This window comes from Chryseotalea sp. WA131a (assembly GCA_025370075.1).
Taxonomy (GTDB): domain Bacteria; phylum Bacteroidota; class Bacteroidia; order Cytophagales; family Cyclobacteriaceae; genus ELB16-189.
In genome coordinates this window covers 181,051-202,891 of sequence record CP073016.1, presented here as the reverse complement: position 1 = coordinate 202,891, position 21,841 = coordinate 181,051, and the positions used below count along the sequence as shown (strand labels likewise).

The window sequence follows — 21,841 nt, the reverse complement described above, 5'->3', positions numbered from 1 at the left end:
TTCAATTTCCTGTGGCTTCCAACCACAGTCGTCACATGGCGCACAGTCCCGAACCTCTAGTTCACTATAACATATTGGACACTGTTCCATTTGCATTTTTAATCGAAGTTCAAAATTGTCCGAGGATGGTTAACTACAACGGTTAGGCTTGCAGAAGGCGGGCAATTAAAACCTGCGCCTTCTCCCACGTGATAAAATAAATGAAACGCATTGAACTTTCCTAACGCACACTCCGCCCGCTTTTCTGCAAGCCTGTGTTATGGCCAGTTTGCAACCGAGCTTAGGTTTTAATGTCGACCGAGCAAAAGAAATAAATGTCCACCGAGAAGTCTCGCGAGCCAGTCGTCCAGCGCAAGAGTTTTGGTCGTCCGCCAGAAAATGTCGTTAAGAGTTGTCGTGTGCGAACAGGTCGACCGATTGTAAATGTTTCGGAGTCGAGTCGTTAACGAGCAAAAAATGTCGACAAGGAAAAAAGTTTAAACAAATGCGGCTTTTAATTTTTAATTTCCCGTCAGTCGTTTGAAGCAAAGTCCGCGCAATGTTTATGGATTTGTCAGCGGGTCGAAGTCAGCCGTCTATTAATTTGTCGTCACCGAAATTATGGAGTAGCACTCGTCCCGCAAATTGGCCATAACGTGAATATTTGCGAGCGGGCGGGAATTTGGAACTGCGTCTTGTCCCCAGCACGAAGCGCAATAAAGATAACAAAACTTTGAACTACACGTCAACCCCGCCTGGCGCAAATATATTGTTGGCTGCCGTACTTAAACTAGTCTTGGTATTAGGTTCAAGATTAGAGCAACAAAAAGTAGTCCAATAGTCAAACGATATGCGTTAAACCAACCTGCGATTAGTCCGCTACTGATAAGAATATCCTTTTCGTCTGCGTCAATTGCGTTGCTCGTCACGATAAAACCTTTTCTCATTGATTTTAAAGTCGCAAAAGAATACTCTACAACGGGAACTCCTTGCGAGTCAATCCATTTTAAGTTGCGTCCGATTAAGTTTGACGAAAGCTTGTAAGTCTTACCACTTTTAAGTTTTAGGAATGTCTGTCCCACGAGTCTATTACCAATTTCTCCTACGAACTCATTGTTCCTTTTCAAGATAACTTTGTTGTCCCAAAAACCAACTCTACTAAATCTTATTTGTTCCTTCTCACTGTCAAAGCTTGCGTTAGAACTCAACGGGCTCAATAGAGTCAGTGTCCCCAATAATTGATTACCAATTTCGAAGTCAAAAGTGTTTCCTTTCAGGTCCGAATTTTTCCAAGTTATAGTTTCCATTGTCAAAATTGTTTAGTCGTTTTGTCGAGTCCCACAGTATGGCAGCCAACGTGAGTATTTGCGTTCGAGCGGGGCTTCCGAAGCCGCGTCCTGTCCCCGACACCGAACGGAATAAAGATACGAAAACGTTGGATTACGCGTCAACCCCGCTTGACGCAAATACATTGTTGTAGGCCGGTTTTATTTGAACACACTCCTTTTGAAATAGTCCCAGTATTTAAAGTCCTTTTGTCCAACGTTACTCAAATTTCTTGTAACTAATCTTCTTATTTCGCTGAAGTTTTTGTAGTAGTAGGATGAGATGTCAAATATCTCCGTCCCGTTTGATACAATTATTAATTCGTTTACTAGTCCGCCTCGTGTCACATGCGTCATTGTTTTGTAGCCATCCAAATTGTCCCAAAGCAATTTTGTCCTTGTACCGATAAAAGGATTTATTAGTGTCAGTCCGTCTCCATCAATTTCAATTCTTTTTATTTTTGGCATCTCAACTCTCCACAGTAATGGCATTACTAACAAAGGAAAAAATGTAATCATCAGTCTTTGAAACAGTCCGATGTCCTCTAGGTCATATGCCCAAACACAAATCATGAACGTCAGCAGTCCAGTACAGACTAAAGTCGCGGTTGTCGTCCCAACTGTCCCGAAGTGTCGAACTTACTTGTCAGTCGTGTCGTTGATTCAACTCTCATAAAACTGGCCTACAACGTGAATATTTGCGATCGGGCGGGAATTTGAAACTGCGTCCTGTCCCCAGCACGAAACGGAATAAAGATAACAAAACTTTGGACTACACGTCAACCCCGCCTGGCGCAAATATATTGTTGTGGGTAGTGCCGCCTTCACTTCACCTTATTCCTTAAACTTCAACGTCCCGAATGCTTGGAGTAATTGTCTCTCATTATCAGGTTGTAAGTTTCTCCCGTTTATTTGCAAACGGTCAGTTCCAGAACCTTTCGTCCAGAGACTGTCGAAATAAACACCGGTCACTCCAATTCTAGTTTGCTTTGGTTGAACAATCTTAGCTCGTTTACCGTCAATAGTCGTCCACCTACTTGTATCTTTTTTAAGTTTTTCGATGTCAACAGTGTCGATTTTGCCGTAAAATTTTAGATTGCCTTTCTCGTCTACTAAATTGACGTCACTACCGTTAATGAATATTGATTCATCGTCAAGCGAGTTTGAATACCAACCGAAATCAAACGATGCAGTGTCACCTTTGTCAAGCGCAATTAGTCCGACATACGAATCTATCCCATCTACCTTAACTTGTTTCCATGTCGGTGGTACTTGAATGGTGAAAGCTCTGAAGTCCAAAGTTTTCCAAGTGTCAGGAACTACAACTTTGTATTCTTCAAAGTTCAGTTTTTTTGTCTCTTGGTTCTGTCGGTCGGTACAACCAAGAACTGTCAATAGTATAATTGTTATTCGAAGTCTCATCTGTCTTGGCGGCATTACCCACAACGTGAGTATTTGCGTTCGAGCGGGGCTTCCGAAGCCACGTGCTGTCCCCGACAGCGAACGCAATAAAGATACGAAAACGTTGGATTACGCGTCAACCCCGCTTGACGCAAATACATTGTTGGTGGCTGGCAGCTTACAGTTAACTTTCTTGCGAAGGCGAATCAGTTGTCGTTGATGACGAGTCCGCGGCTTTATCTATTGAAGCTTTTGGGGTCTTCTTTTTTGTCGGCTTAAACTTTGGTATCTTCAATTTATCAGCTGGGATTGCTCCACAAACAACCTCGGTCAACGACTCGATTATTTCATCGTCTTCAAACTTTGTGTCAAACTTTCCCTTCAGTTCTTTTTTCAAAAAGGAAACTACTTGCGGTGAGAATAATAGTCCAGCGATACTGATCGGTTCTAAAGCTGAATATCTTGACCATAAGTCAGCCAGACTGTTTTTAACTATCGCGTCACGATGTAGATATGATAACTGTTCTAGCGCGTTCTTAATGTTAAAATCGTCTGCGGTAAAGTCAATTTCAAAAACTAATCTTTCTCCAATGGGTTTCTCAAAAAGTACCTTGTACATTTGAAACTGTCTCCCGTTAGTCAATATCGCCCAGTCAATACCTTCGTTTGCACCGTAGTTGATTGCTTGTCTTAAATGTTTGTCGGAAAGGTCGATGGAATACGCTTTTACTTCAACAAGAAAATGTCGTTTGCCACCAATTTGCACAATATAGTCAGCATAAGTCCCTTTAATCATGTACTCAGTCTTGATTTCTTCCAATTCTTGATAACCCAGAATCGAAGTCAAAAAGGTATTTATCATTATCCTCGTCCCTGATTCGTCCAAGTCCGTTAGGTTTTTGGTTAAATACCTTTTCTTGTAGTCCTTCAATGCTAATAGCATTTTCTCTGTCTTGCTTGTCGAAATCATAAGTTATTGTTTAAGTCGTCATTATCTTTCTCCTAATATAGTAAACGAAACTCGTTTAGCTGCTTGCCACCAACGTGAGTATTTGCGTTCGAGCGGGGCTTCCGAAGCCGCGTGGTGTCCCCGACACCGAACGCATTAAAGATACGAAAACGTTGGATTACGCGTCAACCCCGCTTGACGCAAATACATTGTTGTAGGCAGCCCCATTAACCTGCACTTTTTTCGAACACCATAATCGTTGTCATTTCTGTCCCAATTTCCTAAGCTTCTCAATAGCATTTTGGTTTTGAGGATCTAATTTAAGCGAGAGGTTAAAATTCTTCTTAGCCAATTCGTTGTTACCCTGAACTAAATACCCCTCTGCAAGACTGTCAAAGCCGTTTGCGGAATTTGGGTAGAGAATAGTATTTAAACTTAGAATATTTACTCCCTCTTGGACTTTTCCCTTGAATAAAAGTTGAAGTCCAAGATTGTTTAATTTCCATTCTTGAAGTTCAAAGTCAGTATTGTTCCGCTTTAGAGTTTTGACTAACCCTTCTAAATCTTTATAATCTTGTTCCTGAGCAGCTACATTGAAATCTTGAAAACTCAAACTTCTTTTTGTTGGAATTTTCGATTTAATCGTAATTGAATTCCCGGGGACTCCGTTTGAGGTTGGATCGTTGTCCAAAAATTGTTTGGATAACTTGTCATTTTTTAGGAATGCATTTAGGAAATGCAATGTGTAATTAGTCATCCAACCATAAGAGGAAATTATTTCCTTGTCGCTTTTATCTTGCCTTGGGCCGCGGTCTTGGAAAAGAACGCCCATCGAACTAAAATAAGAATGAGTCAAGTCATTAAATTTTAAGTAATATGCTTGACTGTGTTTCAATGAGTCGTAGAAGTCGAATCGTTTGTTCAATGTTGTATCTATTTTGTCCGCAATCATTACAGGCAATGGTATGTCCTTTTGTGACATGAAAATGAATGGGACATTGACCCTTGATAAATTAGCGTAGCTCGATGTTAAAATTTTTTCAAATTGATATTTTATACTACCATCTAGACATACTAACGCTTTTATTCGCTCATTTTTCATTTGTGCTAACACATTTGAAATGCCGCCAAAACTAAAACCGATCACGGATAACTTGTCCAAGTCAGCATTTACTAAAGTCGAAGCTTCACCGATTAAAAACTCTATGTCGCTAGCTTGCGTCTCAATATCTCTAGTTGTTCCACCATCAAGAAACCTGTTTTCTGTTCCACGGCTGGGACAAGAAAGGACTATGTATCCATGACTGGCCAGAAATTCACAGAGAGCAAAGTTCTCCACGGACGATGCTTGATAGCTTGGAGCATAGATGACCATAGGAAATTTCCCGGTGATTAGTCGAGTATTAAAATTTGCTTTTGTTTCTAATTCTAATTGTCCTCTGTTATGCTCATTGTCTGAGTAATAGAACCAACTTAGTATCCTCTCATCTGGCAAGCTTTCCCATTCCTCTTCTTGCTTTAAGATGGTCATGTAGTTCTTAACTTTCAAAATAGTCTTTGTTGAAGTCTTTTCGGTAGGATACCAAATACTGATAGAAATTGGTCTGGCTAAAACTTTGTTGTCCCAGTCGTAGATACGTCTGTATGATCTGGTATTGTCGTCTTTTTTATAGTTTCTAAAACCAACTTTATGTTTACCATAGACCAAATTTAAATTGTCCCCAAAGACCTGAGCCATTGTCACGTCTCCAAAATGGATAAATATTATTGTCGTAAGTGCCGTAAGAAAGTTAATTTTGCTCATTGTTGGTTGCTTTATTAAAAGACAACTAAGTTCAGGTTTACCCCCATTGTCCCTTTACACAGTACCCTTTGTTTCGATAGGCAAAAATGTCGAAATGGGGTTGCCTACAACGGTTTGCAGCTTGGCGAAGTGGCGGGATTAGATGCACTTACTTTCAATTTAGCATTAATGTTTATTAGAATTCCGAATGCTCAATTTAGCAGTAAAACCGCCATTTTGCCAAACTGCTGTTGTATGCCGTTTTACTCATTAAGATAATTTAAGTCTATTAGTTTCTGATATTGTTTTTCAAATATTCTGTTCGGCAAATATTTAAAAGCATTCTTAACTACAAATTCCTTCAACTTATTGCTTTGATGAGAAATATTACCATAATTCCAAGATTGTTCGACAATATAATTTACTTTCTCATTTCTCAATTTGTAATACTTTTCAAATGTTTCAGGAGCAAATCCTTTTCGATTAATTAGCGTTGCAAGAGTAAAGGCATCTTCTATCGCTTGGCAACCGCCTTGTGCAAGGTTCGGTGTAGTTGCGTGTATTGCATCCCCTAAAAAAATGACACTGTTTTTATTCCATTTCTCTTTGTGTGGTTTTAAATCCCACATATCATTTCTTATAATCAATTCCGTGTTGTCAATTACTTCTGCCACTTCTTTGCAGAATTTTTCAAAAAGGTTTTTCAAGTCAGTTTTTAAAGTTTCTTTATTGTCTTGCAAATTTTCTTTTGAAATCTTGCAAGCATACCAATAGTATTGCGTTTTATTTAATGGAATTGTTGCAAATCGTAAATTTTCTCCCCAAAATTCAAGGTAGGCTGTATGGTAATTGACTGGTAAAGTGCAAGTGGCTATTTCACGCCAAATAGTTTGACCAGAGTAGCGTTTCTTTACTTGGGGAAACAACTGTTTTCTGAATATAGAATTAATGCCGTCACAAGCAAAAACATAGTCAAATTCTTCTGATGTTCCATTTTTGAAAGTCAATTCAACACTGTCTTTTTTAGTTATAAAACTTTCTAATTCTGCATCAAATTTCACATTTAAAGAGCCGATTTTGTATGACAAAATATTTATCAATTCGGCTCTATGGATACAAAAGCCACCATTTTTGACAGGTAGTTTTCTAATTGTTTCACAGTCTTTATTTACAATTATAGCATCTTCAACAAAATATCCTTTTGCTTTTATGTCATCTCCTAAGCCGATTTTTTTAAGAATAGTATATGCACTTTCACTTATGCCAATTCCTGCTCCAACTTCCCCAAAATGAGAAGATTTTTCAAACAAAGTATAAGGTATGCTAAAATGTTGAAGACAGTTTGCTAAAGCCAAACCTCCAATTCCACCTCCGATAATTCCTATTTTCATATTTTATTTTCTGTTTTTAAGGTCGTCCAAAAATGGCATACAACGTAAATATTTGCGATCGGGCGGGATTTTGAAACTGCGCCCTGTCCCACAAGCAGAACGAAATTATGAAAACAAAAACGTAAAGTCAACACGTCACCCCGCTATTGCATAAGCACAGTGTTGGCAACAGTTGGGTTTCGTCCGTTGTAGTTAAACGTACTCTTCATTTTTTCTCAGTCGATAAGTTATTGTCCGCGAGTAGTCCACGGTCAACGAAACTCAACACGATATTTACAAGATTTTCGCTTTACTCTATCCGCTTGCACTCTGTATTCATAATCCAGATTGTCGATGCTTTTTTGTCGAGTTCAATTGTTTCATTGTCAATTGTCTTAAGAATCATGTCATTCATCAAAGAGTCGAAGAAGCCGTCATAAGAATAGTAAAATCTCAAGTGAAACTTGTCAGGCAATTCTGTCCATTGTCCAGAAACGTTTATGTTTCCAGGAACTTTCGTAAAAAACCTAGTCTTGTCACTATAAAAAGATTTTATTGCAAATTTACTTGATTTGTCAAAGTACAACGCCCAAGTCACCGAGTCAGAATTTGTCCCAACCCACTTTATGTAATCGCCATACACTGAGTCCAAAGACAGAATCTCTTTTTCAACATCGTCTAAGGAATCAAATGGTTTATTTCTCCACGTGTCTTGTTTTGTTACACAAGAAAAAATTGTCAGTAGAAGTCCGATTAGCAATATTTTTGTCATCTATCAGTAGATATTTAGGAAAGGTCGAATTCATTTTGTTTTCAGTCGGCCACTTTATCGGTTTACTCGTCACTGTCTACGGAGCTAACCCAATTGTTGCCAACGTTTAGCTTATTGCTGGCGGGCAATTAAAACCTGCGCCCTGTCCAACGAGATAAAGATAAATAAAGAACGACAAACTTCAATCACGCACTGTCCCGCCCGCTTGCAATAAGCTTTTGTTATGCACAGTACCAATCCCTAAACTATTCTTCGTCACAAAATCAATACTCGTAGTTTAGTCCGTCCCCTGATCTTTATCTTATTGCTTATCAACAATTTTGCAAGAAGTCCAACGCCAATTATAGATCCGCTCATCGCCATTGTGTTCCGGTTTAATTTTCCCGTATTGATGATGTCCAACGCTAGATAACCCGTCCCAGTTATAAATGATAGTTGAGCAATTTTATATCTTAACCACCATTTTGTCTTTTCGTCAATGTAAAGGCATTTGATTTCAGAAACTTTAACCTCGTAGCCTTGAAATACGATAACACTGTCTTTGAAATCAATAATTTGTCCAGTAATTTTTAATCTCCGTCCCTTTACTTGAAAAGAAATAACATCGCCTTTCTCATAAAATACGTTCTTGTTCTTATTCTTTTTCTGCAGCATTAAAAAACTTCTCTGCTCAGTTCTCTTTACCTTTTTATCCGTCCGCTGTGAAAGAGGGCAAGTGCTAAAAAGCAATGTCGCAAGTAATACAAGAAACGTCAATCTCATTCTCCAAGGTTTAGGTGACCTTCAGATGATGCATTGTCGGCAAGAATAGTTGAATAGTAACACTGTCAATATCAAGGGACGTCCACGGTATTGTGCATAACGATGAGGGTTGCCGAAGGTGGGATTAAAAACTTCGCTCTTTCCCCATAAGATAAAATTAATAGAAAGAGGAACGTTTTCCTAACGCACTTAGCCCCACTTTCGGCAACCCTATGTTGGGCGGTGTTGCAATTTCGAGTTCGCCTTTTATGGCCAAGTCATTGCGTATAAAAGAAAATTATGCGCACGTTACTTGGACTGCCGAAGTTCATTTCCCTGTTATTTACCCCCTTTTAACACGGCACACTTCGGCACGTTAGCCGTAATTAAACGTTTGTAATCGTTTGACATCTGGATACTGTCAAACCAAACGATTAACTTCGTCCCCAAGTCTTTGAAAGCGGGGTCACCCGTTTGAAAGTGCGAACTTTCACGGTCTCACCGCAAAGACTTGAAAAGAAATCCTAACGTCTTTCTTCCAACGTGCCTTCAGCGACTTTGTAAATAAATAGGGAAAACAGAACTTTGTAAAAGGCGATCTCTGAAATTCGCACTCGCAATATAGCCCAACGTTTGTGTTTCTTCAGTGGTGCGCTTCCGAAGCCGCGTCCTGTCCCCGACACAAAGCGTTGAACGAAGATATAAACTTTGGATTACACCTCACCGCACCATTGAAGAAACATTTTGTTGTGGGGTCGTGGCCTGCACTCTTTTTATTTCGTTCTCTTGTATTTCTCAAGAATTGTCCCACCCGTTAATCCTGTCTGAATGGTAAGGCGTCCAGTCGTTCCAATGCTATAGTTCAATTTGAATGTAAGATTAGATGTTGGTGGTTTGTCCCATGTTACTAATATTACAGTGTCTGAAAGTTTTTGATATGTGCCAATTAATTCAAAATCTCCTTCCTTTTTCGAAAAATATTTTAAGTCAGAGGTAAATTTAACCTGTTTGTTAAAATAAGGTGCTCTCCACGAAAATGGCCCTCCCCAATACTCATTGGAATATATTTGCTCCAATGTCCAAACGCCATCAATCTCTTTGTTGACATCAATTTCTGAAATGTCGTTGTACTCACAACTACAAACCAAAATTAACAGTCCAAATAGAGGAAACGTCTTCATGCTTTTATATCGTTAGACACTAAAAACGCTCACTTGGTTGTAAGCTGTCTAGTCGCTTGGCCATGCCCCACAACGTTTGGTTTGTGGAAGGCGGGCAAATAAAAACCTTCTCCTTTTCCACCGTGATAAAGATAAGTAAAGAACTACAAAACTCAATGACGCACAGTCCCGCCCGCTTGCCACAAGCTTTTGTTGGCAGTAGTGCAACTAAAACTTAATCGAAATTTCAAGGTGTCCGCCTAGTCCTTCAGTTATAATTCTCTGAAGTGTCGAAAATCGAACATCTTTTAAATCTTTCTCTAGTTTTGAAATGTACGACTTGTTTGTCCCCGACAATTCTGCAACTTGCTCTTGAGTCAATCCTTTTTCTTGTCTCGCTTGTTGAATGAGGACTCCAAGTCTGAATGCTTCATAATCAGATTCAAATTCATCTCTTTTCTTTGTCCCTTTCTTACCAACTTTTTTGTCAATAAACTCACTTAGGGTTGTTACGTTTTTTTTCTTCATAATACTCTCGTTTAATTTTTTCTGCCCTCTCAATTTCTCTGTCAGGTGTCTTTTGAGTTTTCTTTTGAAAACCATGTCCGATTACAACCAAATTATTGTTGTCAAAAAAACAGAAAATTCTAAAAATGTCACTACCGCTTTGAACTCGAATTTCATAAAGTCCGTCTGTGCTCTCCAAGTGCTTGAAATATATTTCTGGAATCCTGTCTAGGTCTTCAATTACTCTCAGAGTCCAAAGGATTTTCTTTTGAACTTTGGTCGTCTGGTCGTCATAGAAGTCCTGAAAGTAGGTCTTGTAGAAAAGGAGGTCACGTTTTTTGTTCACGGGTCAAAGATAAGAAAAGTAGTCCAAATGGACAACTCTTTTTTTCTGTCGAACGGCATTACTGCCAACGTTTAGCTTATTGCTGGCGGGCAATTAAAACCTGCGCCCTGTCCAACGAGATAAAGATAAATAAAGAACCACACACTTCAATGACCCACAGTCCCGCCCGCTTGCAATAAGCTTTTGTTGTGGGCAGGCTATTCACAGGTCATTTACTATTAATTGTCCCTTTACCCATTCAATCAATTGAACGTTTTTAAAGTCAAACCATTTTTGTCGGTAGAGTCCAGAATTATCAATGGTCAATTTGAAGTTTGCAAATGGTTTTGGTCGTCTCAATGCCTCTTCAAGTCTGTCACGAAGTGGTAAGTTGTCGATCGTGTTTATAAATTTTTCCAGTAGTCGAAATGATTCATGGCTATCCATTTTTTCGATTTCTACATAACTGTCAAAATTGTTTTCGATTTCTTCATTTGCCTCGTCCCACCATTCTGAATCGCTGTCGGGATTGTTTATTGTATCAGGAGTCGTCACAATTGCTTTTTTCTCCTTGTGAACAAAACACCTTAATCCAGAGTCCAAGGCGTCTGCGAGTTCGTTTATTTGTTCGTCAGTCATTAGTTGTTGAAGTTGCACGCTAGCTTGCCCACAACATGAGTATTTGCGTTCGAGCGGGGCTTTCGAAGCCGCGTCCTGTCCCCGACCGCGAACGCATTAAAGATACGAAAACGTTGGATTACGCGTCAACCCCGCTTGACGCAAATACATTGTTGGCGGCAGGGCGTTTCACTCTATCTCATATGGTACAAATAAATTGCAAAGTTTATCATTCCCATTAGCTCGTCCTTGTCCACCTTGTCATATTTTTTATTGTAGTCAGTGGTCATTCGGTCAATATTAAAGTCCGCTAAGTCCGCGTAGTTTGATTTTGACTTATGAAAGTACTTTGATTTTGTCGTCTGGGATATTTCTAAATATAAATCGTTCTTCAATTGTCGGATGTAGTCAACACGGTCCTGATTGTAGTCCCCAAGGTTGTAATACTTCAGTCGTCTTTTAATTTTTTTCTCAATTTCTTTCTTCTCGGAAAGGTCAAACTCGTAAGCCAAGTCTGTAAAGCAAATGAAGTCGTAGGTTTGTTTTTTGTCGTCAGTCATTTCTTTAATTGGTCGTCACTGTCCAAACGCCTTGCCGCCAACGTTTGTGTTTGCGCAGTGGTGGGCTTTCGAAGCCGCCACTGTCCGCGTGGGCAAACGTTGAACGAAGATAACACTTTGAACTTACACGTCACCCCACCATTGCGCAAACATTTTGTTGGTAGCTGTAGGGCCCTTGTCCGCACTTCATTCGTAGCCTTGTCTTTTGTCCCGCGTTAATGAACACCAATCTTTTTTAGTTAGTCGCGCGGTGGGGCATTTTTCATTTACTAATTTGTCCACTTACACTGCACTGAGCACACTTATTGGCTGGCTTTGGATGTGTGCGGTATGTGCGGCCAGGCAATGTGTGTGCGACTTCGTGGAATATATTTGGACACTTTTTTATTCGTTTAATACTTCTTCTAATGTCGTCTTAAATTCATTTTCGTTGTTGTAATTATAGAATGGCACTGCTGTTATCTTATATGTGTCAGTGTGGATTTTGATAGTCTTTTTCTCGGTTCGGATTTCTTTCAAAAAGTCTTCCTTCCATTTGTCTTTTGGTGCCCACACTCCACCTTTAGGCTCAATAAAAACTTGATAGGTTAATTGTTCTACCTCACGTTGTCTGCAGAACAGCAAAAAGTCTGGCTCAAAAGCTCGTCCAAGTTTGTCGAAGATTTTGATTTCTCTTTCGTTTCGAATTAGGTAAATATTCTCAAACTTCTGATTCAGACCCTCAAAGCGTCTTGCAAAGAGTTCTACAAATTTCTTTTCTTCACTTGTTCCGTAGTTGGCATTGTATACATACCAAGGCTCGTTTGCTACCAACGTTTCTTGTCCGTCTGCACGCTGGCTGTTTTTTGAAACCTTTATTTCCTTGTCTTTGAAAACTTTGTGAATTGGCTCTTTGATATAGTCAGAACCTTCGTATTCGGTTGAATTGCCCTTTATGTCTGCTTCAATTCTTTGCAAAAGTCCGATTAAGGCTTGCAAATAGTCGAAATGGTTGATTTCGTTCAGTCTGTTTGCGGTGCCGTTAAACGTGATTTCTAAACCCGCTAAATAGTCTTTGCTGTCAATGAAGTTTGAAATTGAAGATACACTTGGAAAGTAATGCGATAAACTGTCGAAATAGAAAAACGGATTTTGACTCAATGCAAAATGAATGGTGTTTTTTGAAATTTCAGTCAGTTTTACATCTTTGGTTTTGATTGCTTCTGTTCCTGAAGTTTCGGTTTCTGCAAAAGCCCCTGACATTTTTCCAACACCCGAAGATAAAGTGTGACGGTAATTAGTTTTCTTAACCCCTAAGTCAGCAAAAGATTTAATGTTGTCAAAACTCTTTGGAATTTTCTTGTTGAAGAAAACATGACCGTCACGGTAAAAATCTGTTCCCTTAAAGTCCAATTTTAAAGTCAGTTGTTTGGTTATAAGATTTTCATCATCCTCATAAATACCCGAGTCCACAAGGGCTTTCTTCAATTCCGATATGTAACGGCTATCTTCTTTAGTGTGGTAATATAATTCTTCCAACGTTTTCAAGTCGTTAGAGATATCATCATCAAATTTTCTGGTAAACTCGTCTTGTCCATCTTCTAACGAAAAAGGATAATACCTTGCGCCACGACCAATTAACTGTGCTTCTGATAGAGTGGTTTTCCCTGGCTTTCCGTCTTTACCGTCTCGGTCTTCGTAAAGGCGAACAATATCAAACAAATTCAAAACGTCCCAACCTTCATTAAGTTTCTGCACAGCAAAAATGGCACGGATTGGATTATTTTCATCCTCCAATGTATTGAGCAAGATTTGGTTTTGCTCGGCTTCTGCGTCATTGTTTGCACTTAAGCAATTTTCAATTCTGAAATTTGCTTGAATACGTTTTACTATTTCGTTGGATGAAATTCCCTTTGCTTCAAAAAACTTGAAAGCTTTTTGAACGATTGCAACGGTGGACGTCTTTTTGATTTTATCAACCATTGTCACTGAAAAACCGTCAATTAATTTGTGAAAGCTTTCTTTGTTCTGTTCCGATTCTTTGATTGTTTTTTTTGCTTTAAACAGAATTACAGGCTTTAGATTGATATTGTTCGAAGTTGCTAAGTCCTGACGATATAAGTTTAAAATCAAGGCTTGAATTATTCGGTCTTGCTCATCATACAAAGAACGGATAAGATTAATTTCTTTAGAATACTTGTCTTTACGAAACTCGGCTAGGTCGTATTTGAAAATTACTTTGTCCTGATAGTGGCTTATTAATGCCGCTGTGTCTGTATCTATAGTTGCAGTAAATTCAAGTAAGATGTTTTCAAAATTGGAATCATGTATTTTCTTCACGGTGTCTTCCCAACTGCCAAACAAATTACCCGACTTTGTCCCTGCTACCAAGTGGTGAGCTTCATCGGCAATCAAAACTAATTTCTTGTCCTTAAAGTCTTCGTAGGTTACACTGTTTTCTTTGGTGTTGTTCAGGTCAGTGTGAAGTTGTTGAATCGTAGTAAACTTTAAATTGATATTCTGATTATCGGCTTCTTCAAAGTTTTCAATCTCTTTGATTAAGACTTCTTTTCCTTCAATGACAATTTTTTCGCTAAACAAGTATTTTGAAGCTTTTGCATTCAGAAAATTATCCTTGGTTTTCTGAATAATGTTGTTGCTGTTGACGAAAAACAAAAAGTTGCGATAGCCTTTTTGATAAAGGTGCAACATCAAACCTGCCATTATCAAAGTCTTTCCGCTCCCGGTTGCCATATTGTAAAGCAAGTGGTAAGGCTTTCTTGGCTTTTCTTCTAAATCTTCTTGGTCTAAGTATATGTATCGCTTGAATGCTTCAATTTGATAAAGTCTCTGACCAAATCCGGGTTTTAAATTGTCACTAATCCATATAGGCACATTAACCTGTGCCAAGGCTCTTTTAGCAAATGGATTATTAAATATTTCGTGTAGAACGGCCATTTGCTTACTTCTTTATCTGGTAAAAATCTTTGGTCACTTTCTTTTCTTCTTTGGTGCATGCAAAGTCGGCATCATTGAGAGAAGAGAGGTTTACATAGAGTTGGTTTTTGTCTAATAGTTCGCAAAGGTGTTGCTTTTGCTCGGCAAGGCTCAGCGCTTTAAATTCATCCAAATGCTCGTCCTGCTTTTTAATGTCAACATTGTAATTAAGGAAACTTTTGGCTTTCATCTGTTCCCAAATCTTTAAAAGCTTTTTAGTGTCTTTGGCTTCTTCAATCTGCTCAATAAAAGATTGATTGTATTTTTTAAGTTCGAGATAGACGAATGAGCCACCGCCTTGCCAATTAATTGGTTTGGAAATACCTGTTGCGTCACCGTTTATTACTTTTTTGAGCCTTTCTATGCTATCATTTTCTCCATAGTCCAATTGCTCTAATCCGATGTATTGTCTTCCCAATTTATGGGCAACAGCACAAGTGGTTCCACTTCCTAGATGGTAATCTAAAACGATATCCTTTTTATTGGTGGTCATTTCTATAATCCTTCTAAGAAGTTTCTCAGGCTTTTTACCTTTCTTTAGTGTAACGCCCCCTTCAGAAGCAATGCCTTCATAGGCTTATATCAGACCAAATATTTGTAAGAATTGTTGTTGGTATGCTTTTGCCATCTATTTCTTTTATCTTCTTTGAGTAGAATGCAATCTCTTGACCGTTCAAAATGAATCTGGAATCATTTTGTTCTCTTGTTACTTTGAAAACCTTATCAGGGTTTTTTTGAGATTTTTTCTTTGCATCGAGTGTTTCCTTCCCCGCATCATCACCAATTGCTGTAAGACGGAAAACTGAATCTGCGTTTGCAAGAGCAAAGTCTGACAATTTTTGAATGTAAACACCTTCTCCAATTTTTTCTTTAACCTTACTGTAGGGTTGATTTGTTGTGTCTGGGTCAATTCCTTCTTTTCTACAAATTATTTTTCGAATATCATCTATAATCCATTTTTCCGGCTCCTCTGTAATGTTTGTTATATATCCTGTATAATTCTCATCATATCCTGAATCAACATATTGTGGATTGTATTTGAAATCGTTCTTTGATTTGCCATACATCAATATATATTCTGCCGTTTCGAACAATCCTAAGTTTACAGTTTTAAAGCCTGATGGAGATTTAGTGCGCACAGAAATAATATTGATAAAATTCTCTTTTCTAAAAACATCATCAAGCAATATTTTTAAATATGTTTGGTTGTGGTCATTAATCTGAACTAAAAGAACACCTGATTTATGAAGTAAACTATGAGCGACTTTTAAACGATTGTGCATAAAAGTTAGCCAAGTTGACTCTGTAAATGAGTCGTTGTATTTAAAGCTGTCACTACCTGTATTATATGGAGGGTCTATGTAAATCAGTTTTACTTTATCTGTAAATTCTTCTTTTAAAGTGTGCAAGGCTAAAAGGTTGTTGCCTTTTATATTCAGGTTGTCGGTTATAGTGCCGTTTTCGTTTCGGCTAAATTGGTCAAGTGGTTTTTCTCCGTCTTTGTCAATGCGTTTGGCGTTAGTAAAAACTTTGGGTTCTAAAAGTTGGGTAATTTCATCTTGTGCCAAAAATTCATTGAAGAAAATTTCTTCTCTTTTCTCTTCCTCTCGGCTTTGTCCACCTTCTAAAATGCAGTCCTTAAAGGGCCAAACTAAAGAGACTTCGTTGCGTTGCTTCAGGTATTTTCCGTCAATCGTTATTCCAACTTTGTTTTTGTATTGAGTATAGCTGTTGTTCAGATAGTTTTTCTGCTCTAAAAACTGAACAAACAAGTTTTGGTTAAAAATCAACGTCCCTTTTACGGTTTTAAAAAACTTGTCTTTTAGGTCTGCATTGTCTAGCAACAATCCAATAAGTTCTTCGTCAAAATTTTGTGCTTTGTTGAGTACTACCCACTTTTTCAGTTCCCCATTGTCAGTTACGAAGTTGGGTTCTTTTATTAATTGTTGATTTAAAATCTCGTACAGTTTCATCTGCCTTTTATCATTCGTTAATCATCAAATTTACTTTTTTAGGTCGGTTTGGCCTAAATTGTTTTCAAAAGTTAAGTCTTTAGAATCCAATGAATTACTTGTCGTTGTGGTGGTGGGTTTGGCTCTTGCCATAGCTTTGGTGGCGCGTTGGGTTTGCGCGGCTATGGCATGTGCCAAATGCGCGGGGACTTCGGAGGAGAATCTTTTTAAAAATGCGAAGGGTCGGCTGTATTATTTTTTAATCTGTCCCACGTTTTAATTCATTCAAAGTCCAAGTTGTCTGCGGAGACGTTCACTTGTCCACATGGAGAATCATTGTTAGAAAATTGTCGTCCGTTTTTTTTTGAAACACAAATTTGTCCGGGCCCTATTGCTACCAACGTTTAGCTTATTGCTGGCGGGCAATTAAAACCTGCGCCCTGTCCAACGAGATAAAGATAAATAAAGAACTACAAACTTCAATGACGCACAGTCCCGCCCGCTTGCAATAAGCTTTTGTTATGTGGCGTTTTTTAACGAATCCTAGTCTTCGGTCAACATTAAGTAAAGTCCGTAAAGTACACAGCCAATTGCAAATAGTCGCATGATAATGCTGAATGTCGAATACTTAGTCTGCGCATTTTCAATCGTCAGTGGGAGAACTCTTTGAACACTCCAGTCATCATTTAATTGCATTCCAAACTGGTAATTGGTATTGTCAAGTGTCCTTATTTTTAGGACTTGTCCACCTCCAAATAAAGAGTTAATTTTCACAAGTTGAGCAGTTGAAATGTTGTCAATTGGGATGGTCCACTTGCCACAAACAATTTTCTCGGTTGTCATAATTATCACTGCTCGCTGCGAATTAACCCAATCAATACCGCGTCTTACGTCTTGATTGTCAGTTGTCACTATGCCCTTTGAAGCGTCTGCTGCTACAACTGTCTCACTTGGGTTGTCAATCTGATATTTTTCTTTAACTCGGCTTGTCCCGTAAATGAAATCTACAAATCCCTTCACTAATTGATTTTTCATTGTCGTCTGGTCTGTCTTACAAAATGCCACATAACGCGAATATTTGCGATGGGCGGGGATTTTGAAACTGCGTCCTGTCCCCAACACCGAACGCAATAAAGATAACAAAACTTTGAACTACACGTCAACCCCGCCTATCGCAAATATATTGTTGTGGGCTGGCCGCAAACTCAATCTCAATTCTTGGGATAATTGTTTGTCCAAAAAGTCTCGTCATAACTTACTTTATCTGTGTCTTCAAACTCGTTCGTTTTATAATCAATCAATTTTACGTTCTTCGCTTCAATGTACTTTAAAATCAAAGAATTACGAACTTTGCTGAACATTCTAATCGCTGTCGGTGACCTGTCACCAATAATTAGATACGGAAAATATTTGTCGTCTTGCTTTTTATAGATTATCATGTATGAGAATTGGTCAGTTACAATCTCATGTTTGACGATTGCGTGAGTATTTGTCGTTATGTAAATATTGCCTTTATAGGTTTTGGGAACTATTCCATACCCAGTAATCTCCTTTGTCGGCTTGGGTGCATAGTATTCAATATTATAAACCGTATCATTATCAAATATTGACGCTCCTAAATATTTTAAGCTAAATTTATCTAAATGCTTTGAGTTAAGTACTCCCTGTCTAAAGGAACTTGAAATCTGATCAACGTTATGTATTTCAAATGTTGGCCAGTATGGATAGTCAAGTGCCTTTAAATGGTCTTCTCCAGTTGTCCTTCTTTGCAGTATTTCAAATTTCTTTTGTTTAGAGGTAGAATATCCCTCACAGTATCCAAATAAAACAGTCTCAAGTTTGAACTCTTTATTAGTGGTATTGTCAGTCGCGACTATTTCCGAATAAAACTCCATGTTGAAAGGAGTATTTAAATAATTGTCCTGCGTTGATTCAATCGCTTTTTTAACAATTTCAGCGGGGTTTAATGGAGCTTGACTTATGATTATTTCGTCCAAAAGGCTAACATCAGGATTTAGTTCAATCAAAGTTAATGGCTGGTTTAAAACGCTGTCAATTGAGATAGTCCGTGTAATAAATCCAACACAAGATATTTTGAGTTTTTCTCCATAGTAGCGTTTATCAATTTTAATGACGAAGTCTCCGTTCAAGTTAGCGGCTGTCCCCAGTGTAGTATTTGCAATAGTCACATTAGCAAAGGGAACAGGGTTGTTCGTTCCTTTTTCAACCAATTTACTCTTAAAAAAATGATTTTCCTGAGAATAGGTATTTGTCGAGAGAAACGTTAAGAAAATAAGTCCCAATAGTCTATGTATCATATTTTTGGTTAGGTCTGAATCTTTTCAGAGGCTTGCCCACAACGTTTGTGTTTGCGCAGTGGTGGGCTTTAGAAGCCGCGTCCTGTCCCCGAAAACTAAACGTTGAACGAAGATAACACTTTGAACTAACACGTCACCCCACCATTGCGCAAACATTTTGTTGTGCGCTGGTGGATCAGTCCTCACTTCTTAGTCAATTGTTTTAAAATTCTTTTTGTCAAGTCGTCAGTCAATAGAGAAATCGCATCTTCTTCCTTGTCAACTGATATGTTTAAAGTCGTGTCAATTCTTTTGTCCGTCTTTGGCTCAATTTGTTGAAAAGTCACTCGATTACAAAGCGGTATTTTTGCGCCTAGGGTTTCTAGTTTCACATATGCGGGCGTTAATAATGACAATTTTATCTTTATGGTTTTCTTATCGCTACTGGTTGAAGTAATGTCAGTTACAACACACTCAAGTCCATGTGAATTAAGTTGTCTAGATAATTGAGCGGCAATTTTGTCAAGAAACTCTTTTTCTTCTTTTGATTTAACCGTGTCAATGGTCAAAATGATTTTGTCAGCCTGGATACTGAAATTTTTCCACGGTTTATAATAATAGTATTTCTGTCCGAAAGAATTGATTGAAAGCCCAAGTAGTAAAACTGTAATTAATATTCTTGTCATTCTCATTGTCTTGTGTCGTGGCGTCTTATCAACTTGCGCACAACGTAAATATTTGCGATCGGGCGGGAATTTGGAACTGCGTCCCGTCCCCAGCACCGAACGGAATAAAGATAACAAAACACTATTGTCCGACTAAAATTTTTAAAGGGCGTCCTTTTTAAGGTCACCCTTTATGGTTACGTTTAGTTACCACACTTCACATAGCCATGAATAAAGGTAAAAAATTTGTCGGACAGCCGATTCTTTCTCAAATACTTTCTTGCATATCCACGGATATTATCAAGCAGTCCAGCAAGCAACATCGAAGCAATCGGTATTATAAACGTCTCCCAGTACGAGTTCATCTGGTAAGTCTTTTATACGGTGTTTTCAGTTATTGTAATGGCCTTCGGGAGCTTTGTGAGGGCATATTGGCCTGCGAAGGAAAGCTGACACATCTTGGTTTCGATCAGGCTCCCGCTCGTAGTACGCTATCCGATGCAAACAACAATCGCAGTTATCTGGTATTTGAAACGATCTACTTCAAATTACTCAAGCAATATCACAGTTTTATCTCGGACAGCCGGTTGAAAGGTCTCAGTATACGTAACTTGAAAATCATAGACAGTACTACCATCCGCTTGTTTAGCGACATTCTACGAGGAGTTGGTCGTAATCCGCTGGATGGTTCACGCAAGAAAGGTGGTATCAAAGTGCATGCCTTGATGGATGCCTTTTCAGGTGTGGCTGAATTTGTAAGAATGACCGAAGCCAAGGTACATGACCGTAAATTCCTCTACCACATTAAGTTACCGGCCAATAGCTTTGTCGTATTTGATAAGGCGTATAACCTGTATCATCAATTTGTAAAGTGGACAAATCAAAAAGTATGGTTCGTAACACGCATGAAAAGCAATGCCGTGTACCATGTCACCAAAGTAATTATCGACAACACTCAAAGGAAAAATGCAAAGGGTGTTCTCAAAGAGCAGTACGTCACAGTGGGCTACAAAACCGCAGAGCAGACCTTGCGATTAAAACTCAGACGGATTACTTTCAAATCCGATGATGGCAAAGTGTTCATCTTCATAACCAACAACTTTACGCTACCCTGTGCGCAAATCGCTTTGATTTACAAGTGTAGATGGATGATTGAGCTCTTGTTCAAACAAATCAAACAAAATTTTCCACTGCGCTACTTCTGGGGTAACAGCGAGAATGCGATTAAAATACAAGTGTATGCAGTGCTCATAGCTCAACTATTAATGGTCGTTATCCGCAAAAAAGCACAGACTAAAAAATCATTTGCCAATATGATTACTGTGATACGGCTACATTTGATGAGTTATGTTGCCTTGTTCGATTTCATCAAAGATACGTATACCGCTTGGCGAAAAAGCAGCGACCCTCCTTTGTTCATCGCGTAAGGCAACTACCCCTAAAAACGAAGCGTCATTTTAAGACCTAATTCCCCTACGGAAATATGACTTTTTAGACTAGTTTAGTCGGACAAGAATGTTAATTTTTAGGTTTTTAGAAATCTTTTATGTTCAACCTTAGCCTTTGACATTTATTAAACTTAATTCAAAAAAAAGCGGAGACAGCCAAGAATAGTGATAAACTCATTTTTTTAATACTAACTAGCCAAAGGACAATTTCTTCGAAAGAGTATGCAACTGCTTAAGTTTAAACGATAGAAATATTCTATAGACACCAAGGGTTATAAATCCTAATGCTGTCCAGATCACAATGGTTAATCCGGCAAGCAAGGGATTCCAAAGCAGGATAAAAGAAAACAGCATGCCTAAAATGCCAAGGGCTAATAACCATCTCCATTCTTTAACACCCAAAGATTTTAAATCAATTGCAAAACCTATTGCTGTGAAAGAGCGGAACAACAACATAAACCCAACAAAAAATGGTAATACAGCCATCGAAACCAATGGACTTGATATTAGCCACATTCCAAACAGCAAATCAACAACACCACTAGACAATACCCAGCCCTAGTTTTCTACTTGCTTGCGGTTGGCTATGGAATAAACGATTTCAAAGAAACCGTGAACAAAAAATGTGACACTAAATATGATAGAAAGTGCCAGAAACGATTCTAACGGTGTACGTAAAACCAGGATTCCTGAAATGATGAAAAGAATGCCGAGTATCAACGATAAGTACCAATAGTTGATTGCGCTTTTAAAAGTTTTAATAACTTGGTTTTCCATTGTTTGGAGAATAAAGTTTGAGATAATAGAAATGAGTGTGATCTTTTGTGGAGAAAGAATATTATTTCAGTTATGCTAGAAGTGAAAGGCGTAATTGGTTTGCTTATTGGCTTATAAATATACACCTTTAAAAGTAAATTTTACCAAATCAATATTACCTTACTGTTACCATTATTGTTTAACTGAAAATGTTTAATAATTATCAACCCTTAAATGAAAAAGATTAAACTGTTTTT

22 protein-coding genes are annotated in these 21,841 nt (G+C 38.3%); 1 reads left to right on the top strand and 21 read right to left on the bottom strand.

All coding sequences use genetic code 11. From position 1 onward, the window contains the following. Window positions 1-764: 764 nt before the first annotated feature. The 19 genes from KA713_00925 to KA713_00835 form a co-directional block, all read right to left on the bottom strand. Window positions 765-1,286 (bottom strand): hypothetical protein, encoded by a 522-nt coding sequence (locus KA713_00925; protein UXE67199.1) that lies wholly within the window; start codon window positions 1,284-1,286, stop codon window positions 765-767. A gap of 180 nt (window positions 1,287-1,466) precedes the next feature. After that, window positions 1,467-1,823: a hypothetical protein gene (locus tag KA713_00920; protein ID UXE67198.1), complete on the bottom strand. Its 357-nt coding sequence runs from the start codon at window positions 1,821-1,823 to the stop codon at window positions 1,467-1,469. A 315-nt stretch (window positions 1,824-2,138) separates the two neighbouring features. After that, window positions 2,139-2,726 carry a hypothetical protein gene (locus tag KA713_00915; protein ID UXE67197.1) on the bottom strand — a complete coding sequence of 196 codons (588 nt, stop codon included), beginning with the start codon at window positions 2,724-2,726 and terminating at the stop codon, window positions 2,139-2,141. 163 nt (window positions 2,727-2,889) lie between these two features. Then, the gene (locus KA713_00910) at window positions 2,890-3,675 is read right to left on the bottom strand and encodes a type I restriction enzyme HsdR N-terminal domain-containing protein (GenBank protein ID UXE67196.1); all 786 of its coding nucleotides are present in this window, start codon (window positions 3,673-3,675) and stop codon (window positions 2,890-2,892) included. A 241-nt stretch (window positions 3,676-3,916) separates the two neighbouring features. Beyond that, window positions 3,917-5,458, bottom strand: coding sequence for an alpha/beta hydrolase (locus tag KA713_00905; protein ID UXE67195.1), 1,542 nt, complete (start codon window positions 5,456-5,458; stop codon window positions 3,917-3,919). A gap of 242 nt (window positions 5,459-5,700) precedes the next feature. Further along, window positions 5,701-6,828, bottom strand: coding sequence for an FAD-dependent monooxygenase (locus KA713_00900; GenBank protein UXE67194.1), 1,128 nt, complete (start codon window positions 6,826-6,828; stop codon window positions 5,701-5,703). A 289-nt stretch (window positions 6,829-7,117) separates the two neighbouring features. After that, a complete protein-coding gene (locus KA713_00895) occupies window positions 7,118-7,579 on the bottom strand; it encodes a hypothetical protein (protein ID UXE67193.1) in 462 nt (153 codons plus the stop codon). Window positions 7,580-7,834: 255 nt separating this feature from the next. Then, window positions 7,835-8,233, bottom strand: a complete 399-nt coding sequence (locus KA713_00890) for a hypothetical protein (protein ID UXE67192.1) — start codon at window positions 8,231-8,233, stop codon at window positions 7,835-7,837. 860 nt (window positions 8,234-9,093) lie between these two features. Then, window positions 9,094-9,501, bottom strand: coding sequence for a hypothetical protein (locus KA713_00885; protein UXE67191.1), 408 nt, complete (start codon window positions 9,499-9,501; stop codon window positions 9,094-9,096). Between the two features lie 207 nt (window positions 9,502-9,708). Then, window positions 9,709-10,008 (bottom strand): helix-turn-helix transcriptional regulator, encoded by a 300-nt coding sequence (locus tag KA713_00880; GenBank protein UXE67190.1) that lies wholly within the window; start codon window positions 10,006-10,008, stop codon window positions 9,709-9,711. Next, window positions 9,977-10,333 (bottom strand): type II toxin-antitoxin system RelE/ParE family toxin, encoded by a 357-nt coding sequence (locus KA713_00875; GenBank protein ID UXE67189.1) that lies wholly within the window; start codon window positions 10,331-10,333, stop codon window positions 9,977-9,979. The genes KA713_00880 and KA713_00875 overlap by 32 nt, the downstream gene beginning before the upstream one ends. Before the next feature lie 201 nt (window positions 10,334-10,534). Then, window positions 10,535-10,951 carry a hypothetical protein gene (locus tag KA713_00870; GenBank protein ID UXE67188.1) on the bottom strand — a complete coding sequence of 139 codons (417 nt, stop codon included), beginning with the start codon at window positions 10,949-10,951 and terminating at the stop codon, window positions 10,535-10,537. A 173-nt stretch (window positions 10,952-11,124) separates the two neighbouring features. Beyond that, window positions 11,125-11,490, bottom strand: coding sequence for a hypothetical protein (locus tag KA713_00865; protein UXE67187.1), 366 nt, complete (start codon window positions 11,488-11,490; stop codon window positions 11,125-11,127). Between the two features lie 384 nt (window positions 11,491-11,874). Next, entirely contained in the window at window positions 11,875-14,427 is a 2,553-nt protein-coding gene (locus KA713_00860; protein ID UXE67186.1) for a DEAD/DEAH box helicase family protein, read from the bottom strand. 4 nt (window positions 14,428-14,431) lie between these two features. Next, window positions 14,432-14,959 (bottom strand): site-specific DNA-methyltransferase, encoded by a 528-nt coding sequence (locus KA713_00855; protein ID UXE68987.1) that lies wholly within the window; start codon window positions 14,957-14,959, stop codon window positions 14,432-14,434. 76 nt (window positions 14,960-15,035) lie between these two features. Continuing rightward, window positions 15,036-16,439 carry a site-specific DNA-methyltransferase gene (locus KA713_00850; protein UXE67185.1) on the bottom strand — a complete coding sequence of 468 codons (1,404 nt, stop codon included), beginning with the start codon at window positions 16,437-16,439 and terminating at the stop codon, window positions 15,036-15,038. Between the two features lie 522 nt (window positions 16,440-16,961). Continuing rightward, a complete protein-coding gene (locus KA713_00845) occupies window positions 16,962-17,453 on the bottom strand; it encodes a hypothetical protein (protein ID UXE67184.1) in 492 nt (163 codons plus the stop codon). A 176-nt stretch (window positions 17,454-17,629) separates the two neighbouring features. Next, complete coding sequence (locus tag KA713_00840; GenBank protein ID UXE67183.1) at window positions 17,630-18,736, bottom strand: carboxypeptidase-like regulatory domain-containing protein; 1,107 nt, start codon at window positions 18,734-18,736, stop codon at window positions 17,630-17,632. Between the two features lie 182 nt (window positions 18,737-18,918). Further along, window positions 18,919-19,401 carry a hypothetical protein gene (locus KA713_00835; protein ID UXE67182.1) on the bottom strand — a complete coding sequence of 161 codons (483 nt, stop codon included), beginning with the start codon at window positions 19,399-19,401 and terminating at the stop codon, window positions 18,919-18,921. Window positions 19,402-19,607: 206 nt separating this feature from the next. Here KA713_00835 and KA713_00830 point away from each other — a divergent pair, with 206 nt between their 5' ends. Continuing rightward, entirely contained in the window at window positions 19,608-20,807 is a 1,200-nt protein-coding gene (locus KA713_00830; protein ID UXE67181.1) for an IS4 family transposase, read from the top strand. Between the two features lie 213 nt (window positions 20,808-21,020). On the opposite strand, the gene KA713_00825 is transcribed toward KA713_00830, so the two are convergent. Continuing rightward, window positions 21,021-21,377, bottom strand: coding sequence for a DUF308 domain-containing protein (locus tag KA713_00825; GenBank protein ID UXE67180.1), 357 nt, complete (start codon window positions 21,375-21,377; stop codon window positions 21,021-21,023). 9 nt (window positions 21,378-21,386) lie between these two features. Next, a complete protein-coding gene (locus KA713_00820; GenBank protein ID UXE67179.1) occupies window positions 21,387-21,605 on the bottom strand; it encodes a DUF308 domain-containing protein in 219 nt (72 codons plus the stop codon). Between the last annotated feature and the right edge of the window lie 236 nt (window positions 21,606-21,841).

What these genes read in the sequence shown, in the direction of transcription:
- KA713_00925 (UXE67199.1), bottom strand. Translation starts at nt 1,286, where the DNA reads ATGGAAACTATAACTTGGAAAAATTCGGACCTGAAAGGAAACACTTTT.
- KA713_00920 (UXE67198.1), bottom strand. Translation starts at nt 1,823, where the DNA reads ATGATTACATTTTTTCCTTTGTTAGTAATGCCATTACTGTGGAGAGTT.
- KA713_00915 (UXE67197.1), bottom strand. Translation starts at nt 2,726, where the DNA reads ATGAGACTTCGAATAACAATTATACTATTGACAGTTCTTGGTTGTACC.
- KA713_00910 (UXE67196.1), bottom strand. Translation starts at nt 3,675, where the DNA reads ATGATTTCGACAAGCAAGACAGAGAAAATGCTATTAGCATTGAAGGAC.
- KA713_00905 (UXE67195.1), bottom strand. Translation starts at nt 5,458, where the DNA reads ATGAGCAAAATTAACTTTCTTACGGCACTTACGACAATAATATTTATC.
- KA713_00900 (UXE67194.1), bottom strand. Translation starts at nt 6,828, where the DNA reads ATGAAAATAGGAATTATCGGAGGTGGAATTGGAGGTTTGGCTTTAGCA.
- KA713_00895 (UXE67193.1), bottom strand. Translation starts at nt 7,579, where the DNA reads ATGACAAAAATATTGCTAATCGGACTTCTACTGACAATTTTTTCTTGT.
- KA713_00890 (UXE67192.1), bottom strand. Translation starts at nt 8,233, where the DNA reads ATGCTGCAGAAAAAGAATAAGAACAAGAACGTATTTTATGAGAAAGGC.
- KA713_00885 (UXE67191.1), bottom strand. Translation starts at nt 9,501, where the DNA reads ATGAAGACGTTTCCTCTATTTGGACTGTTAATTTTGGTTTGTAGTTGT.
- KA713_00880 (UXE67190.1), bottom strand. Translation starts at nt 10,008, where the DNA reads ATGAAGAAAAAAAACGTAACAACCCTAAGTGAGTTTATTGACAAAAAA.
- KA713_00870 (UXE67188.1), bottom strand. Translation starts at nt 10,951, where the DNA reads ATGACTGACGAACAAATAAACGAACTCGCAGACGCCTTGGACTCTGGA.
- KA713_00865 (UXE67187.1), bottom strand. Translation starts at nt 11,490, where the DNA reads ATGACTGACGACAAAAAACAAACCTACGACTTCATTTGCTTTACAGAC.
- KA713_00860 (UXE67186.1), bottom strand. Translation starts at nt 14,427, where the DNA reads ATGGCCGTTCTACACGAAATATTTAATAATCCATTTGCTAAAAGAGCC.
- KA713_00855 (UXE68987.1), bottom strand. Translation starts at nt 14,959, where the DNA reads ATGACCACCAATAAAAAGGATATCGTTTTAGATTACCATCTAGGAAGT.
- KA713_00850 (UXE67185.1), bottom strand. Translation starts at nt 16,439, where the DNA reads ATGAAACTGTACGAGATTTTAAATCAACAATTAATAAAAGAACCCAAC.
- KA713_00845 (UXE67184.1), bottom strand. Translation starts at nt 17,453, where the DNA reads ATGAAAAATCAATTAGTGAAGGGATTTGTAGATTTCATTTACGGGACA.
- KA713_00840 (UXE67183.1), bottom strand. Translation starts at nt 18,736, where the DNA reads ATGATACATAGACTATTGGGACTTATTTTCTTAACGTTTCTCTCGACA.
- KA713_00835 (UXE67182.1), bottom strand. Translation starts at nt 19,401, where the DNA reads ATGACAAGAATATTAATTACAGTTTTACTACTTGGGCTTTCAATCAAT.
- KA713_00830 (UXE67181.1), top strand. Translation starts at nt 19,608, where the DNA reads ATGAATAAAGGTAAAAAATTTGTCGGACAGCCGATTCTTTCTCAAATA.
- KA713_00820 (UXE67179.1), bottom strand. Translation starts at nt 21,605, where the DNA reads ATGGAAAACCAAGTTATTAAAACTTTTAAAAGCGCAATCAACTATTGG.